The sequence below is a fragment of the Flavobacterium tyrosinilyticum genome (assembly GCF_023656565.1).
Lineage (GTDB): Bacteria > Bacteroidota > Bacteroidia > Flavobacteriales > Flavobacteriaceae > Flavobacterium > Flavobacterium tyrosinilyticum.
The window spans coordinates 908,571-925,173 of record NZ_JAMOKG010000003.1 but is presented as its reverse complement, the minus strand read 5'-3'; the positions used below and the strand labels follow the sequence as shown (position 1 = coordinate 925,173).

The following is a 16,603-nucleotide window of genomic DNA, read 5'->3' as shown; positions in this document are numbered from 1 at the left end:
CGCAGATTATTTATTAAAAATCATTTTAAATCTGCCAGAATCTGCAAAATCTGCGTGAAACAAAAACTTTGCGGCTCCGCGACTTTGCGAGATTAAAAACAAAAAACTTAGCATCTTAGTATCTCAGAACCTTAGAACTTAAAACAATAATAACCGCCACAAAGAATAAAAAAACTTTGTGTCTTAGTGCCTTAGTGGCAAAAAAACAAAAAGAATGAAAACATATATAGATATCGGAATTAATTTAACCAACAAACAATTCCAAAACGACATAGACGATGTCGTACAAGACGCGCTCGACACCGATATATCGCAAATGATACTCACGGGCACCAGCGTACGAAATAGCGAAGAATCTGCTAAGATTGCCAGGCAGTATCCGGGCGTGCTGTATGCAACGGCAGGAATACATCCGCATGATGCGAAGAGTTTTGATGCCCAGAGTATTTCGAAACTCAGGAAATTATTAGAACTGAAACACGTAGTTTCCGTAGGCGAATGCGGACTCGATTTTGATCGTGATTTTTCGCCCCGAAACAAACAGGAAGAATGTTATAAAGCCCAATTAGAATTGGCAATCGAGGTTCAGAAACCTTTGTTTTTGCACGAAAGAAGCGCTTTTAGTTCGTTTATGAATAGTACCAAAGACTATTTACCGCAATTGCCAAAAGCCGTTGTGCATTGTTTTACGGGAACTTTGCAAGAAGCCAAAACCTATCTCGATAACGGATTTTATCTGGGTTTTACGGGAGCGATTTCAGACGCCAAACGTTTCAGTCATTTAAAAGAAGTCTTACAGTACGTACCGCTCGACCGAATGATGATTGAAACCGATGCGCCGTTTATGCTTCCTAAAAATGTCCCGAACAGCCTTTTGAAGAAATACCACGAACGCCGTTGCGAACCTGCTTTTCTGCCGTATGTTGCTGGAACAATTGCACAGTTTAAAGGAATTACTTTAGCTAAAGTAGCGGAGGAAACGACGAGGAATTCTAAGGGCTTTTTTGGGATTTAGGCTCAAAGAGGCAAAGGTATAAAGCAACAAAGGGCAAACTAAAGCGTTAAGCATAAAAAGAAATCTTGGGGCAAAAACGTACAGCTTTAAAATCACGTGTTATTACTTGGTTTTAAGCTTTTTTGTTTAATTACATTTGAAACTATCATGAAAGAAAAAATATTAGAAAAATTAAAAGAAATAGAGAAGCAAAAAGATATAGAAATACTTTTTGCTATAGAATCAGGAAGTCGCGCTTGGGGATTTGCTTCTCCAGACAGTGATTATGATATCCGTTTTATATACAAACATAAACTAGAATATTATTTATCACTTTGGGAAAAACCAGATGTAATAGAATTCATGACCGAAGACAATCTTGACGGTTCTGGCTGGGATTTACGGAAATCCGTAAGGTTATTAGCAAAATCTAACGCACCTTTGACCGAATGGCTGTTTTCGCCAGTAGTATATTTTCAGAATGATGATTTTGTAAAAAAAATGCAGGACTTAGCCCTAGAATGTTTTTCGCCAATAGCAGTTTTACACCACTATTTAGGAATAACAAAAAACTTTATGGAAGTCTGCGAAATGGAAGAAGTAAAACTAAAAAGTTATTTCTATGCCTTACGCACTGCCTTAGCCGGAAAATGGATTATAGAAACCAATACATTTCCGCCTGTTGCTTTTGCCAATTTATTGCCCATTGCACCACAAAATATACAAGAAAAAATACTCGAATTACAACAAATAAAAGCCAACCAAGACGAAAAATACCTGCATCCAAAAGAAACTTTGATAACTGATTTTTTATTCGAAACAGTACAATTTAATCAGGAAAATGCAAGTAAGTTGCGAAGCGGGAAGAAGTTGAATGAGGAATTGGATTTGTTTTTTATGAATAAAATAAAACATTAAGTTATGGCTATTAATTTTAGTGATTTAATTACAATTAATCGAAAATGGGTAGATAAAGAATTTAATCATCATTTTACTAAAGAAATAAATGATAAATTAAAAGTAAGAATATATTCTATAAAACCTTCCGGAACACTTATTACTTCTTTATCATTAGCAAATACATTACTTGATATTTTGCCTTATTATTTTAAATCTAAACAAGAAATAGATAAACAAATCCAACGGGAGATTTCTAAAACAATTAACGATTATACAACGGCAACGGAAATTGATCATAATGAGGAAGTTACAAAAATAATTTTTACGAGAACCTATAGAGAAGCAAAGCAATTTTTTAAAAAGAAAAGTGTTGATTCAAAAAGTGGTAAATATGGGGAATTACTTTTATTTGGACTTGTAGAATCAGTTCTAAACTGTAAAATGATCGCACATAAAATAACGAACTTAACTAATTATCATGATGAGGTTAAAGGCGGTGACGGAATTTTTATGGGAAATTATACATTACCAAACGGAGAAGTAGAAAGAGCATACCTTATTGGGGAGTCAAAAATTTGGAAGGATTATTCGGGTGCAAAAGATGATGCTTTGAAATCTATAAATAGATTTTATGACTCAAAAGTACAAGCAGATTTTAATACTCTTGAGTTTTTTATAGCCCAGAAAGATATAGAAAAGGTTGTTGGTAATAAAGTTGACATAGATGAACTATACGATAGACTTGATCCAAAATCTGATTTGTTTAAAAAGCAAATAGCGGTACATCCGATTTTAATTATGTATGAAACGTCAGGTTATGACGAATTAATGAAGAAAGCACAGAATAGTGATGAATTGTCTAAGCTAATTGATTCTACTATTCAATTAAAAGCAAATAACACTTTAAAGAGTATAGGTAAAAAAGTCAAAACCTTTCCAGAGTTAGAAAAAGTTTTTTTAGATTTTATTTTAATTCCAACTAATAGTATAAGTAATTTTAATGACACAATGGATAATCTAATATAAAAAAAATGATTGATAATTCCTTAACAATTCAGGCATGTGAACATATAACACTAAATAAAGTTATTTATGAATATACTTTAGTTTTATTGTCGAATGTTTTTAATTCGATTAAGGTCGTAGAAGTAAAAGAAGATGAATTAAAAAAAGCAATTTGGTTAGCTTCAATTTTATCAGGTAGCGAAGATCAGATTCATAAAAGAAAAGCTCAGTTGTTTACATCTCTTCTTTATTTAAATAATAAAGAGAATATTGAAATTCTTAAAGTCTGTTATATTTTATTTTCAAGATTAGGAAATTTAACAGCTACAAAATTTTTAGATAATTTATATTTTCAAAAAGAGAATAATCCAGTAGATTTAAGAGCTAAATATGATTTTGGAGATTTCATTAGTCATGAATTATTTTTCGAACGAGAAAAAAAAATTATTTCAGCTTCAAATAAATCATACTTAATAACAGATTTTCAAAAAGAATTATGGGGTTCATTAAGTAGTAATTCGGAAATTGCCATTTCTGCGCCGACATCCTCTGGTAAATCATTTATTATAAAGCAATTTTTGATAAATGAATTTTCAACTTTTATTTCATATAAAGCTGTTTATATTGTTCCTTCAAGGGCATTAATAAACCAAGTAAGTCAAGATTTCAAATCTGAAATTAACGAAAATGTTTATGTAAAAACTTCATTTGTAGAAGAAAACGAAATTTTCGAAAAAGAACTATATATTTTAACTCCTGAAAGATGTTTAAAATTATTAAATAGTAAAGTTGAAATTGATTTAGTGTTTATTGATGAAATCCAGGGTGTCGAAGACGTGTCGGGTAGAGGACTTACTTTTGAATATGTTTTTAATGAAATTTCATTAAAATTCCCAAAAGCAAAATTTATAACAGCTGGTCCAAATATTGAAAATCCAGAAAAAACATTTTTAGATATTTTTGATCGAGAATGTTTAACCGTAAGAACGAAATTGTCACCAGTATTTCAATTAAAAGTTACTTTAAAAAATAATATAAAAACAAAGTTTGATGTAGAAATACAAACAGAGAGAGGTAAGTATCAAAAATTCCAGCAAGATTTTAACTATGATTTTTCTAAATTAAATAATAAAGGTGACACAATAGCGCATCTAGTTGATTTTATTGCGCCAAATGATTTTAATATCGTTTTTGTGCACAATGGATTTCATGCACAGTTATGGGCTGTTAAATATGCAATGATAAAAAGCCAGGATTTTGAATTAGATGAAGAAGTAAAAGAATTAATTGATTTTTTAAAAGAAGATATACATAGTAAATATTATTTAATTGAATGTTTAAAAAAGAAAACAGCATATCATCATGGAACTTTGCCTGACATTGTTAGAAAAGAAATTGAAGATTTATATATCAATGAAAAATTATTAACTGTGTTTTGTACTTCTACTTTATTAGAAGGGGTTAATTTACCTGCAAATAATCTTTTTACATTTGAGCCAAAAAAAAAGGATACGCCTTTAACAAGATTTGAATTCGGTAATCTAATAGGAAGAGCAGGTAGATTAAATTCATCATTATATGGAACAGTTTATTATATAGAAAATCATAAAGATAAATTAAAAGCTAATGATTACTATGATGTTGAATATGATAAAGAAATTGAAATCTTTTCTTCAAATGCTTTAAATGAATTAAATATTAATGACTTAAGCCTGCCATTAACTTCAATAGTAAAAGAAGATAAATTTAGAACAACTAAAGCGCAACAGATTTCTATTTTTCTTAGACACAAGTATTTAAAAGGTGATATTTATGTTTTAAAGTATTTAAAAAGCAAGGATTTTACTGAAGAAGAAATTGACCTTGGGATGCAAATTTTAAAGAATAGTTTTGATGGTTTATTTATACCAACTAAGGTTTTGAATAATAATCCATCAATTGATCCATTATTACAAATTCAATTATTTGATTTAGTCAAGAAAGTTGATATTAAAGAATGGGTAATAAACAAAAATAGTAATTTTAATAAATTTTTAAGTGCAGAGCATGTAGAATCAATGCCAATATATGATAGACCATTTTACTGGCAATTGGTAAATATCATTGATAAATTGGATAAAATATTTAATTTATTTGATGAAGGATTTACAAAGTATAATCAAAGTTGGTTAACACCTAAATCAGTTAGTTTGCAGGCCAAGAGATGGCTTAGTGGAGTGCCAATTGGTCAAATTATTAAGCAGAATATAAAATACTTATCTCAATTAGAAGGCTCTTATAAGATTGATTCCGAGAGTTTAGAAGATGTTAATTCAGTTATAAATAATACTATAAGATATAATTCATCTATAACAACACATTTATTGCCAAAATATATAAAAGTTTTGACTGACGTGCTGGAAGAGATTCTATCAGAAAATCAAAAAGAAGAATATAGGCTAACTTTAAGTTTACCAACAATGTTAGAGTTAGGAACACAAGAACCGATAGTTATTCAGTTAATATCTTCTGGAATTACTAGAAGTGTGGCAATTCAAATATTTGAAGTATACAAAAAGAAAACATCTAAGGATTATAGAGAAAAAAATGATGTTCTAATATGGTTATCAAAACAAAACGAAATAAAAGAACTAAAACCTATATACAATAGATATTTGAAAAGACTAAAAATTATAAATAATAATTTCAATTAGATTATATCTTGAAATAAATTACCAATGACTATCCAAAACCTAAAATCCCAAAACCTAATTCTTTTCGAAGTTATTTCGGGAAGTAAATCTTTTGGGTTAAATACACCAACATCAGATACAGATATTAAAGGTGTTTATTATTTACCAAAAGAAAAGTTCTTTGGGTTAGATTATATTCCGCAAATCAGTAATGAGACAAATGATGAGGTTTATTATGAAATTGGTCGTTTTATAGAGTTACTGCTTAAAAATAATCCAAATATTCTGGAGATTTTGGCTTCGCCTGAAGATTGTATTTTGTACAAACATCCGGTAATGGAGTATTTGCAACTAGAAGATTTTCTATCTAAACTCTGTAAAGATTCTTTTGCGGGTTATGCTGTAACACAAATCAAAAAGGCGAGAGGTTTAAATAAGAAAATTGTAAACCCAATGCCGAAAGAAAAGAAAAGTCTTTTGGATTTTTGTTATGTTTTAAAAGGCTACGAAACCGTTTCTTTATTAGGATTTCTAAAAGAAAACAACTGGAACCAAGAACAGATTGGTTTAGTAAATCTTCCTAATTCAAAAGGAATGTTTGCAATGTTTTATGACGAAAACAAAACGTTAGGGTACAAAGGAATTATTCAGAAAGAAAATTCTAATGAAGTTTCACTTTCATCAATTCCAAAAAATGAAAAACTGATTGGTTATTTGTTTTGTAATCAAGACGGATATTCTAAGTATTGTAAAGAATATTCAGAATATTGGAGTTGGATTGAAAAACGAAACGAAGATCGTTACAATACTAATCAACAGCACGGAAAAAATTACGATAGCAAAAATATGATGCATACGATTCGTCTTTTGCAAACGGCTGAACAGATTCTTTCTACAGGAAAATTGAATATCAGAGTTTCCAACCGTGAAGAATTATTAGAGATAAAAGCAGGAAACAAAGAATATGATGCTTTACTGGAAATGGCAGATAATTTAATTACTTCAATCGAAAGTCATTACTTAACTTCCAATCTTCCTGAAAAGCCAGATGAGCAAAAAGTAATTCAAACCTTAATTGAAATAAGAGAACAATTATATCAGTAAGATTAATTTTTATCTTTGTTTTCAACATAAATTCAAAATTAAAATCTAAAAAGTTTAAAAGTAAGTTTTTTCTTTCTTTTTAAAATAAAGTTTTATCTTTGTTATCGACAAAACATTTATCGGTAACAGAGAACTTTGAAACTTTATAAGTTAACATAAGCGAAGCCCTCATTCACGTTGCTGGAGCTAGTGATAGCCCTAATCTCATTCGATAAGAATGTTTTGTCACAACCGAAGATGAGGGTTTCGTGCGTTTAATATTTTCAGAAAAATGACAAAAGAAAATCAAAAACCAACACATCGTGATGTAGTGCCATCCGTAATTAATTTCCTTTCAGACGAATTGTTTGAGGGAGACTACAAAGAACAGCCCATGTATTTGCAGGAAATCTTCGAGCTTTTAATGCATACCGAATTTGGCGACGATATCAATTTAAGGCAAAAAATACTAAGCTGTTTAAGAACCAGCCGAAATCTGGCAGAAACGTTATCGCCATTTTCAGAGAAGCAGATTCAGAAAGCTTGTGTAAGCAATCGTTAATTATCCGAATAAAAACCCAAACCCTGCCAATACCAATTGGCAGGGTATTTTTTTGAGATCAAATAGTACTTTTAGTTCCTAGATTTTTTAACATTTAAAAGACATTATTTTAAGGCCAAATCACTCTAAAATTCTTACATTACCCTTTCAAAATAAAAGCCGATAAAGATGAATATAAACATCTCAGTTAAACAATTAGGAAAAAAACATCCGCTACTTCAGGAAAAGAATATAGATCTAGCAGTAGAAAATCCTATCATTACTACACAAAAACTCATAGAATCGATTGTTGATCATCAGCTACAACTGTTCCGTTCTGCTTCATTTGAGTTTGAAGACGAAGACAAAATCCATCTTCCCAAAGAAAATTATTTACCCATTCTTACCGATACCGGAAAAGTAGGTTTTGGCGCGCTGTACAATCACAATCAAGTAGATTTGGCCAAAGCGCAGGAAAATGCCATTGTAGCTTTTGAAGACGGTTTGTATGCTATTTTCTACGGAGACGATCAGTTAGAAACTTTAAGCGAGGAAATCGATTTATCTCAAAACAAATCCATCACTTTTATCAGGCTTACGTTCTTGGCGGGAAGCTACTGGTAGTTAAATTCCAAAATGTAAATCCCAAATTCCAAAAGCGAATTCCAAATTCCAAAAAATATAAATCCCAAATTCCAAAATCTGTTTGGGGAAATCCTTCGACTGCGCTCAGGAAGACAAAGTGAATTAATCTAAAATCTAAAATCAGAAATCTAAAATAAACAATATGACAATTGAAGATTTATTAAAAAGTAAAGTAATCGAAAATCCAATTAAGAGATTTAAAAAAGAATTGGAAGAAATTGTAAACAGTAATCTGGTTACTAAATTATTTTCTAAAACAAAACTAAAAAAAGAAGTGGCGGAGTTTGGTCTAGAACTCGTAAAACTTCAGGACAATTATTACAGCAATTATATTTCGCTGGGTTCTACAGAGGCCGAAAAGTTTGCGACTTTGGTAAAAGAGGATATTTGGGAAGATCAAAATTACTACGATCTTTTGCTTTACTTTTTTGGCGAAGAAAATGCTGCATACGTCAAAGAAGCTTGGAGCAGATTGCCTCAAAAAATGTATCAGACGGGTTATACGCGAAGAGCATTTAGGGCACCAAATCATAAAAGTTATTTGCTGGTCAATCAGATTAACTTTCTGCGTTCTTTGCTAAACGGACCTTACAAATACAATTATCAGGACAGCACCACTTTTTATTATGATTTGAGTATTGAAGATGAAATTCGCTACGATACCGAGATTTCAAATACCATTACCAAATTCATGGTTTGGTCTGCTGCATTGGATTCTGGTAAAGAAGGACTTTTTCAATTATTTGAAGATATTATTTTCAATAAAGATGCGCACGGAAAAGTGTCTAGAAATATCATTAAAGCCCTTTTAAACAGCGAAAAGCAGGAAAACTGGGAGTTGGTAGAAAAACTGCTTCTGGCCGCTCAGCGTCAGGAAGGTTTGCGCCAGACGATTCTGGAAGCTTTAGACGAAACAAGTATCGGTGCTTTGCAATACATGATTAAAGTGCTTATTGATAATAAACTGACTCGTTTTTCATCGGTTGTAAGAGCGATTGATACGTGGACAGGTTTGGGTTGGGATTCTGAAAAAGAAACTACAGTTCGAAATATTATCGAGTTGGCTTCGGGGTATTTTACAAAACCAGAAACGATTGCAACTGGCGTAAAAAGCAAAAACAATAACGAAGTCTATATGGCGCTTTGGGTTCAAGGTGTTTTGGATGTCGAGAAAACAGTTCCGTACCTGCACGAATTATTAGAAAAAGGTTCGGTCGAAAAGAAATCGCTAGCATTGAAATTTGCAGGAGAAACGAACGATCCTTATATCGAAATGCCTCTTTATTTTAAAGCGTTAGAAGATGAGAATCTGCAGGTTTTAGCCTTTGCAGTTTCGAGAATGAATGCTTTGTTGGAAGCCAATACAAAATCGAAGTTTTATATCGAAAACACAGATTATCCGAACTTCTTTGATAAAGTTTACAATCTTGCACAAAGCATAACCGAAAAAGAAAAAACTTTTGAAGGAAAAGTGTTTTCGTGGTTAAATATAAAGTTCGAAAGAGATACACTTTATGCCGCAGCGATTAATTTGGTGGGCGATAATACCGAAAGATTAGAAGCGGTTTTACAACATTTTGAAGGCTTCTCGATCAATTTAAGAGAGAAACTGACTAGAAATTTATTGGGAAGTTTTTATAGCTATTCGTATTACAGCAATCAAAATAATCAAACTAAAACTGAACCTACTGAATTTCAAAGAAATTTTGCCTTACGAATTTTAAAAGATAGGGGAGAATCTCTTGTGGCTTCTGCGGTTAATGTTTTAAAAGATTTGAGTTTAACTGAAGACGAATTGGCTGTTTTTCAGGAATTATTTAAACGTAAAAATTCTAATTTAAAAAAGAATCTAACAGCAATTCTGATTAAACAAGAAGATCAAAAAGTAGTCAATTTTGTTGATCAGATCGTAGAAAAAGGCGATTTAGAACAGCGTATGTCTATGTTAGACGTAATGCTTCAGCTTCAGAAAAATAATAAACTAACGGATAAGGTTAACGATTGGGTAAAAGATTATCTGCAAAGACCAAAAATTACCGAGAAAGAAACCAAATTTATTGAGCAGTTAGAACCTTCAAAAAAACAAGATCTTTTAAGCGCAGAAAACGGTTACGGGTTTTTTACGCCAAACGAAATTTCAGTTTACGAATTGCCAAAACCAAAGGCAGATTCTGTGTATGCAAAAGCGGTAAAAGAACATCAGTACGGTTTCTCCAAATCGATGTCGCATATTAAAGACGAAATTGCGAAGCTTTATAAATTGTTTGAAGAAAACAGAAATTACGAATACGAAATTGAAAACTACGATAACAGCAAATCAACTGTTTTATTGGGGAATTCTTTTAGACCATTAAAAAATCTAAAAGACGATAAGAATTCAGAGTTGGCAGCAACCAATTATCCGTTGTATGAAGTTTGGGAAGAATGGTTTAAAAATTCAGGTTTAGTAGAACGAGATTTGTTTTTGCTAACGTTTGTAAGCAATTGCGATCGAAAAATCTGGAGAGATTTTCTAGAAAAGCATGTTTTTTATTATAAAGAATTACTGCCTCACCCAAACAAAAGAGGTTACGATTGGGACAATGCGATTCTGAATATTTTGAATGCCTTGCAAGTAAAATATGCTTTTGAAGAAAAAGTAGATTTCTTAATTGACGCTAGTAGCGCTTTGTATGCAGATCTTCCAGAGTCTGTAAAAGAGTTTGAATACGTGCCAGGTAAAAATGAATATTATTACAATAACAACAACGGAAACGGCTGGCAAAGTCAGAACTTTTTTGATGTTTATCTAAACAGAATCGACTTAAGAAATGTAACTACAGAACAAGAAATTAAGATATGGAATCTGTACAGATGGAGACAGTTAAACGGACTGGAAAAAAATATTTCGCACTGCAAACCTTTTGTACAGTTATATAGTGCTGCGTTTGAACAAAAGTTAATTACCGAAGGTGAATTGTACGAAGGTATTTTGGAACCAGAAAGAATTTCATTTTTAACAGGCGGAAACAGAAATTACAGAAATCAAGGAAGCGAAGATTTATTGGTTAGATTTCCGTTCCTAGTTTCGATGGTAGATAAAATTCGAGAAACATTTTTGGATGTTGAGGTTAAAAGAGGCGATTCTAATACTTCGGTAACGCATTTGGTACAAAGTTTCCAGAAGATTTTTGGTGCCAACCGTTTGGTGGAATTGATTACAGCGCTTGGCAAAGCAAGTTTGTACAAAGGCTATATTTATTCTTGGAGTTATACCGATTTAACGAAACAGAAATTATTTAGCTTCTTGCTGAAAAGATGTTATCCGCTAGAGACAGATACACAAGAAAGCTTTAATGCTTTAATTAAAAAAGCTAAAATCTCTGAAGAAAGATTAATCCAGACTGCTATTTATGCGCCTCAATGGCAAAAGTTTATCAGCAGTTATTTAGATTGGAATGGTCTAGACGAAGGAATTTGGTGGTTTCATGCGCATACCAAAACAGCATCTTACAGTGCTGCAAATTCAGAATTAGAAAGTGAGGCGGCTAGATTTTCGACTTTAGATTTGCAAGATTTTAAAGATGGTGCCGTAGATAAAGATTGGTTTACATCGGCTTACAAAAAATTGGGAAAAGCAAAATGGGAAATGCTGTACGAATCGGCTAAATACGTAACAGACGGAAACGGCCACCGTCGCGCGCGTTTGTATGCAGACACGATTACAGGCGATTTGAAAATCAGGGAAGTTACGGCCAAAGTAAAAGACAAACGTGATCAGGATTATTTACGCGTTTACGGTTTGGTGCCTTTAAGTAAAGCAAGTCCAGAAAAAGATATTTTGGCACGTTACGAATATTTGCAGCAGTTTAAAAAAGAAAGTAAAGAATTTGGTTCGATGAAACAGGCGAGCGAAGCTTTGGCGATTCGTGTGGCATTGGAAAACTTAGCCAGAAATGCGGGTTATCCAGATCCAGTTCGTTTGACTTGGGCAATGGAAACGAAGCAAGTTCAAAATATTTTATCAAAAGAAACCGAAGTGGTTTTAGATGATGTAACGATAAGTTTGGTGATCAATAATGAAGGGAAAGCTGATTTAGTTACCTATAAAGCAGGAAAAGAATTAAAATCGATTCCGCCGAAATACAAAAAAGATAAAGGTATTCTAGAACTGACGAATTACAGAAAAACGATGCGCGAGCAATGGACGCGCTCAAGAAAAGGTTTAGAAGAAAGTATGATTCGCGGAGACGAGTTTTTATTCGCAGAAATGCAAAACCTTTTTGAGCATCCAATTATTTCAAAACATCTGGAGAAATTGGTTTTTATTTCTAATGATAATCAAATTGGTTTTTATGTTGATGGAAGTTTAGTGACCGGTTTAGGAGAAATGATTTCGTTAAACGAAAATCAGACTTTCAGAATTGCGCATTGTTTTGATTTACATAAAAATAATGTTTGGGTAGATTACCAGAAATATTGTTTTGACAATAAACTGCAACAGCCATTTAAACAGATTTTCAGAGAATTATATGTTCCAACGCCAGATGAATTAAAAGAAAAATCAATTTCGAGACGTTATGCAGGGCATCAAGTACAGCCGAATCAAACTTTGGCTTTATTGAAAACAAGAGGCTGGAAAGTAGATTATGAGGAAGGATTACAGAAAGTTTTCCATAAAGAAGGCTATCAGGTAAAAATGTATGCAATGGCAGATTGGTTTTCGCCAGCAGATGTCGAAAGTCCGACTTTAGAAACGATTGAATTCCATTCTTTAAAAGATTATAAAAATATTGCTTTTGAAGATATTAATCCAAGGATTTTCTCAGAAGTAATGCGCGACATTGATTTAGTGGTAAGCGTTGCCCATGTTGGCGGAGTTGATCCAGAAGCGAGTCATTCTTCTATCGAAATGAGAGCAGTATTGTTAAGAGAAACATTGCGTTTATTCAAAATTAAAAATGTAGAAATTACCGGAAACCATGCCATCATAAAAGGACAATTGGCAGAATACAGCGTACACTTAGGTAGTGCAATTGTACATCAGGTTCCAGGTAAATATTTATCGATATTGCCAATTCATTCGCAACACAGAGGACGTTTGTTCCTTCCATTTGCAGACGACGATCCGAAATCGGCTGAGGTTATGTCTAAAGTTTTATTGTTTGCGAAAGACAATGAAATTCAGGATCCAACTATTTTGAGCCAGATTGATAAGACGTATGCTTAAATTAAAAATAGAAAAGGCTGTTCAATAGTAGAACAGCCTTTTTTAAATTCTTTTTTTTATATAAAAAGGCTAAGTAGTTGTAGTTGGTAACAAAAAAAGAACGTTACTTTATCAAAGCTTTAACTTCAATAAAAAATGACAAATCTAAAAAACCGGGGAAAAGAAGCCAGCGATGATGCGCTCTTCGGAACTTTAAAAATGCAACAGAAACTAAAAGAAGCTGTTGCAGATATGCACTACTTTCTTAGCAGAGGTTATGGCGAAAAAGCAACATTGGTTTTGGTTGGAAATCGCTACCGTTTAAATGCGCGTCAGCAACAAGCTGTTCGTGGAATGAGTGCTTCTCAAAGTCAGATTGTAGACCGAAAATCAAAGGAAATTCAAAATAAGGATCTAGAAGGGAAAGAAATTGTTATTGATGGTTTTAATGTGTTAATTTTGCTGGAAAGCATCTTGTCAAAAGCCTATGTTTTTACAGGATTAGATGGTTATATAAGAGATTTGTCAAGTGTTTATGGAACTTACAGAAAAGTAAATCAAACCTCACAGGCTATTGACATAATAGTGGATTTTTTTAGAAACGAAAAAGTAAAAACGGCGCATTGGTTGTTTGATAAACCCGTTTCTAATAGCGGAAAATTAAAACAGATAATTGAAGAAATCGCTTTAAAAAATTGTTTAGATTGGAAAGTCGAACTAGTCAATAATCCTGATAAAGTTATGGCAGAAAGTAATCAAATTGCGATAACATCTGATGCGTGGATTTTAGATCATGCTTTGTCAAATTTTAATTTGATGAAATATGTTTTGACTCATCTCAATATAACTGAAACTATAATTTGCAGTGAATAAATAAAAAAAGAATGTTCTTTTTTAAATGAGGCCAAAGCTGTAATTCTTAAAAATAATGAAAGAAAACAATAACAACAATACCTATATTTTTGATGATGAAGAATGGAAAAGCTGTATAAAGGTTTTACAGGCTTTAAAAGACAATCCGTTGGAGAATCCTGACAACGATTTATTTGCGGGTTTGATTACCAAAATTCATAAAAATGCCAAAAAGAATATCCGAAGCGTCAGTTATACTTCAAAAAAGCAGCAGGATTTTCAGGTTAGTATAAACGCGACTATAGTATCAAAAGCTTTAAAAGGAGAAACATTATTTTCAGAAAAAGAAAATCCAGAAGAACAACAATTTACCGAATTAAATCTGCCTAAAAATTGTTATGCCTGTAATCGGTCTTATAAGTTGGCCCATAGTTTCTACACAAGACTTTGTCCAGAATGTGCAGAAGAAAACTATGAAAAACGTTTTCAGAATATAGATTTAAAAGGAAGAAACGTAATTTTAACTGGCGGACGAGTAAAGGTAGGTTTTGCAACAGCTTTAAAATTATTGCGAAGTAATGCCAATGTTGTACTTACAACCCGTTTTCCTGCGCTCGCGTTAGAACAGTTCAAACTTGAAGAAGATTTTGATCAATGGGGAGAAAATCTGATTATCTATGGTCTGGATTTACGAAATCTAAATGCTATTAATGAATTTGTATCATTTTATAAATCCAAATTTGACAGTCTGGACATTTTAATAAATAATGCGGCTCAAACTATAAAATATCCAGATGAATATTATGTTCCATTAATTAGAAAAGAAGAAAACCTGCTTGGAGAATTTTCGGTAAATGTCCATCTGATTGCCAATAAAACTCAAGTAACATCAGAAGTAAAAGCTTTAGAGTATGGCTTTGAAGAACAAACCGAAATCGCACTTTCGCGTTTTGGACAACCTGTTGATAATCGGGATAAAACCAGTTGGAATTCTACTTTGGAAGAAATTAGCATGTATGAGCTTGTTGAGGTTAATCTGATCAATCAAATTGCGCCTTATTTCCTGATAAAAGAACTTAAACCATTATTTTTAAACTCAGCATTCAATGAACGTTTTATTGTGAATGTGACATCTTCTGAAGGAATATTTAGTTATACTAATAAAACGATTTTTCACCCTCATACTAATATGACAAAAGCAGCACTGAATATGATGACACTTACTTCTGCCAAAGAATTTGCAGAAGATGCTATCTTTATGACCAGTGTAGATGTTGGCTGGATTTCGACCGGAGCAAAAGAAAGCCTGCGAAAAAAGCAGTTTGAGGAAGGATATATTCCGCCGCTGGATTCTGTAGATGGAGCCAGCAGAATTTTTGATCCAATCGTGCAGGGTATTAAAGGAAAAAGTATATTTGGGGTCTTGTTGAAAAACTACAAAGTTTCCAATTGGTAAAAGTTTAGGATAGTAGTTTAATTGGAAAAATATTCCCCCCACAGGAAAAGTTTTGGGTTCGAGTCCCAACTATCCACTAGGGTGTTAGCTCAATTGGAAGAGCGTTCCCCACCACTGGGAAAGGTACAGGTTCGAGTCCAGGTGCACCCTTTTTTTTAAAGTTGCAAAGGTTCAAAGAGACAGAGTGACAAAGGTTTTTGTTTCTTAATTTTTGCTTCAAAACTTTAAAAAAAAACTTTGTGTCTTAGTGCCTTCGTGGCAAACAAAATATAAAGGTGTTAGCTCAATTGGAAGAGCGTTTACCCAGCAGGTAAGAGGTTGCAGGTTCGAGTCCAGGCACACCTTTCTTTTTTAAGTTTCAAAGTGACAAAGGTTTTTTTGCTTCAAAATTTAAAAAGAAAACTTCGTGTCTTCGTGGCAAATAAAAAATACAAAGGTGTTAGCTCAATTGGAAAAGCAACTGTTTGCTAAACAGAAGGATGCAGGTTCGAGTCCTTGCACACCTATTTTTTATTATGCATTTTCGCGGTAATAAATTCCTAAAATATATGTTCCCATTTATTTAAAATGTATGCTATTGAATATCAGTACGTTTAAGTTGTTTTTAAAAAAATATGTTAAAATTAATTTCATTAATCATTTTAAATTATGACAAAATATACTACATTTGTGGCCATAATTAAATATACTAAAATACATATGACACTTTCAATCGCAAAATATTTTGACCACTTAGCAGGAGAACTTCCGGCTAAAGTATCAGGATGCAATATGTATTTTTATGAAATTAAAATATAAAATTTAGAGTCAAACTCATCATAAAACAGAAAAGCGTCCTCAAAGTAGGGCGCTTTTTTTGTTTTTAGCCACTTCGACTTCGTTCATTGTGACAATAAAATTGAATAGAAAGACAATAAAAATGATAGAATAGTAAACCATAACTAAAAAAACTAAAAAAATAATTGACAAAATGTTTAATGATTAAAACAAATAGCGAAATATAATCTTGAAAAGTAATCTGATGAGTAACAGTCATTTGATAAAAAGAGAAATCTGCACCAGTTTGCGGACAGGGATTTCTTTGGTTTAATTTTTAGTATAACTAATTGATAATCAGAAAAATAATCTTAAAAAATATTTGGAAATATGATTTTTTCGACATTATCTTTGCCAAACAAAATTGAAACACAGCGTTTCAAATAATAACAAGAATTTAAAATATAATACAGCATACAAAATGGCTTTACAAAATAAAATATCATACGGA

11 protein-coding genes and 3 tRNA genes are annotated in these 16,603 nt (G+C 32.3%); all 14 read left to right on the top strand.

Annotated features, from left to right (window positions below):
• The first annotated feature begins 214 nt into the window (after positions 1–214).
• On the top strand, positions 215–1,015 hold the full coding sequence (locus NCC77_RS18290) for a TatD family hydrolase (protein ID WP_250836883.1): 801 nt from the start codon (positions 215–217) through the stop codon (positions 1,013–1,015).
• Positions 1,016–1,162: 147 nt separating this feature from the next.
• Positions 1,163–1,912, top strand: a complete 750-nt coding sequence (locus NCC77_RS18285; RefSeq protein ID WP_250836882.1) for a nucleotidyltransferase domain-containing protein — start codon at positions 1,163–1,165, stop codon at positions 1,910–1,912.
• 3 nt (positions 1,913–1,915) lie between these two features.
• Positions 1,916–2,920 carry a Hachiman antiphage defense system protein HamA gene (locus NCC77_RS18280; RefSeq protein WP_250836881.1) on the top strand — a complete coding sequence of 335 codons (1,005 nt, stop codon included), beginning with the start codon at positions 1,916–1,918 and terminating at the stop codon, positions 2,918–2,920.
• 5 nt (positions 2,921–2,925) lie between these two features.
• A complete protein-coding gene (locus NCC77_RS18275; RefSeq protein WP_250836880.1) occupies positions 2,926–5,592 on the top strand; it encodes a DEAD/DEAH box helicase in 2,667 nt (888 codons plus the stop codon).
• A 24-nt stretch (positions 5,593–5,616) separates the two neighbouring features.
• On the top strand, positions 5,617–6,675 hold the full coding sequence (locus NCC77_RS18270; protein ID WP_250836879.1) for a nucleotidyltransferase domain-containing protein: 1,059 nt from the start codon (positions 5,617–5,619) through the stop codon (positions 6,673–6,675).
• Positions 6,676–6,946: 271 nt separating this feature from the next.
• Positions 6,947–7,216, top strand: coding sequence for a hypothetical protein (locus tag NCC77_RS18265; RefSeq protein WP_111288563.1), 270 nt, complete (start codon positions 6,947–6,949; stop codon positions 7,214–7,216).
• Between the two features lie 168 nt (positions 7,217–7,384).
• Positions 7,385–7,819: a hypothetical protein gene (locus NCC77_RS18260; RefSeq protein ID WP_250836878.1), complete on the top strand. Its 435-nt coding sequence runs from the start codon at positions 7,385–7,387 to the stop codon at positions 7,817–7,819.
• Positions 7,820–7,982: 163 nt separating this feature from the next.
• Positions 7,983–13,049, top strand: coding sequence for a DUF4132 domain-containing protein (locus tag NCC77_RS18255; RefSeq protein WP_250836877.1), 5,067 nt, complete (start codon positions 7,983–7,985; stop codon positions 13,047–13,049).
• Between the two features lie 135 nt (positions 13,050–13,184).
• A complete protein-coding gene (locus NCC77_RS18250) occupies positions 13,185–13,901 on the top strand; it encodes a DUF434 domain-containing protein (protein WP_250836876.1) in 717 nt (238 codons plus the stop codon).
• 55 nt (positions 13,902–13,956) lie between these two features.
• Positions 13,957–15,336 carry an SDR family NAD(P)-dependent oxidoreductase gene (locus NCC77_RS18245; protein WP_250836875.1) on the top strand — a complete coding sequence of 460 codons (1,380 nt, stop codon included), beginning with the start codon at positions 13,957–13,959 and terminating at the stop codon, positions 15,334–15,336.
• A gap of 78 nt (positions 15,337–15,414) precedes the next feature.
• Positions 15,415–15,487 (top strand) — tRNA-Trp (locus tag NCC77_RS18240).
• Between the two features lie 121 nt (positions 15,488–15,608).
• Positions 15,609–15,682, top strand: a tRNA-Ala gene (locus NCC77_RS18235).
• A gap of 87 nt (positions 15,683–15,769) precedes the next feature.
• Positions 15,770–15,840, top strand: a tRNA-Ser gene (locus NCC77_RS18230).
• Positions 15,841–15,984: 144 nt separating this feature from the next.
• A complete protein-coding gene (locus NCC77_RS18225; protein ID WP_250836874.1) occupies positions 15,985–16,134 on the top strand; it encodes a hypothetical protein in 150 nt (49 codons plus the stop codon).
• Positions 16,135–16,603 lie beyond the last annotated feature (469 nt).

Excerpts from the sequence above, each read along its gene's own strand:
- NCC77_RS18290 (WP_250836883.1), top strand. The coding sequence starts at position 215 with ATGAAAACATATATAGATATCGGAATTAATTTAACCAACAAACAATTC.
- NCC77_RS18285 (WP_250836882.1), top strand. The coding sequence starts at position 1,163 with ATGAAAGAAAAAATATTAGAAAAATTAAAAGAAATAGAGAAGCAAAAA.
- NCC77_RS18280 (WP_250836881.1), top strand. The coding sequence starts at position 1,916 with ATGGCTATTAATTTTAGTGATTTAATTACAATTAATCGAAAATGGGTA.
- NCC77_RS18275 (WP_250836880.1), top strand. The coding sequence starts at position 2,926 with ATGATTGATAATTCCTTAACAATTCAGGCATGTGAACATATAACACTA.
- NCC77_RS18270 (WP_250836879.1), top strand. The coding sequence starts at position 5,617 with ATGACTATCCAAAACCTAAAATCCCAAAACCTAATTCTTTTCGAAGTT.
- NCC77_RS18265 (WP_111288563.1), top strand. The coding sequence starts at position 6,947 with ATGACAAAAGAAAATCAAAAACCAACACATCGTGATGTAGTGCCATCC.
- NCC77_RS18260 (WP_250836878.1), top strand. The coding sequence starts at position 7,385 with ATGAATATAAACATCTCAGTTAAACAATTAGGAAAAAAACATCCGCTA.
- NCC77_RS18255 (WP_250836877.1), top strand. The coding sequence starts at position 7,983 with ATGACAATTGAAGATTTATTAAAAAGTAAAGTAATCGAAAATCCAATT.
- NCC77_RS18250 (WP_250836876.1), top strand. The coding sequence starts at position 13,185 with ATGACAAATCTAAAAAACCGGGGAAAAGAAGCCAGCGATGATGCGCTC.
- NCC77_RS18245 (WP_250836875.1), top strand. The coding sequence starts at position 13,957 with ATGAAAGAAAACAATAACAACAATACCTATATTTTTGATGATGAAGAA.
- NCC77_RS18225 (WP_250836874.1), top strand. The coding sequence starts at position 15,985 with ATGACAAAATATACTACATTTGTGGCCATAATTAAATATACTAAAATA.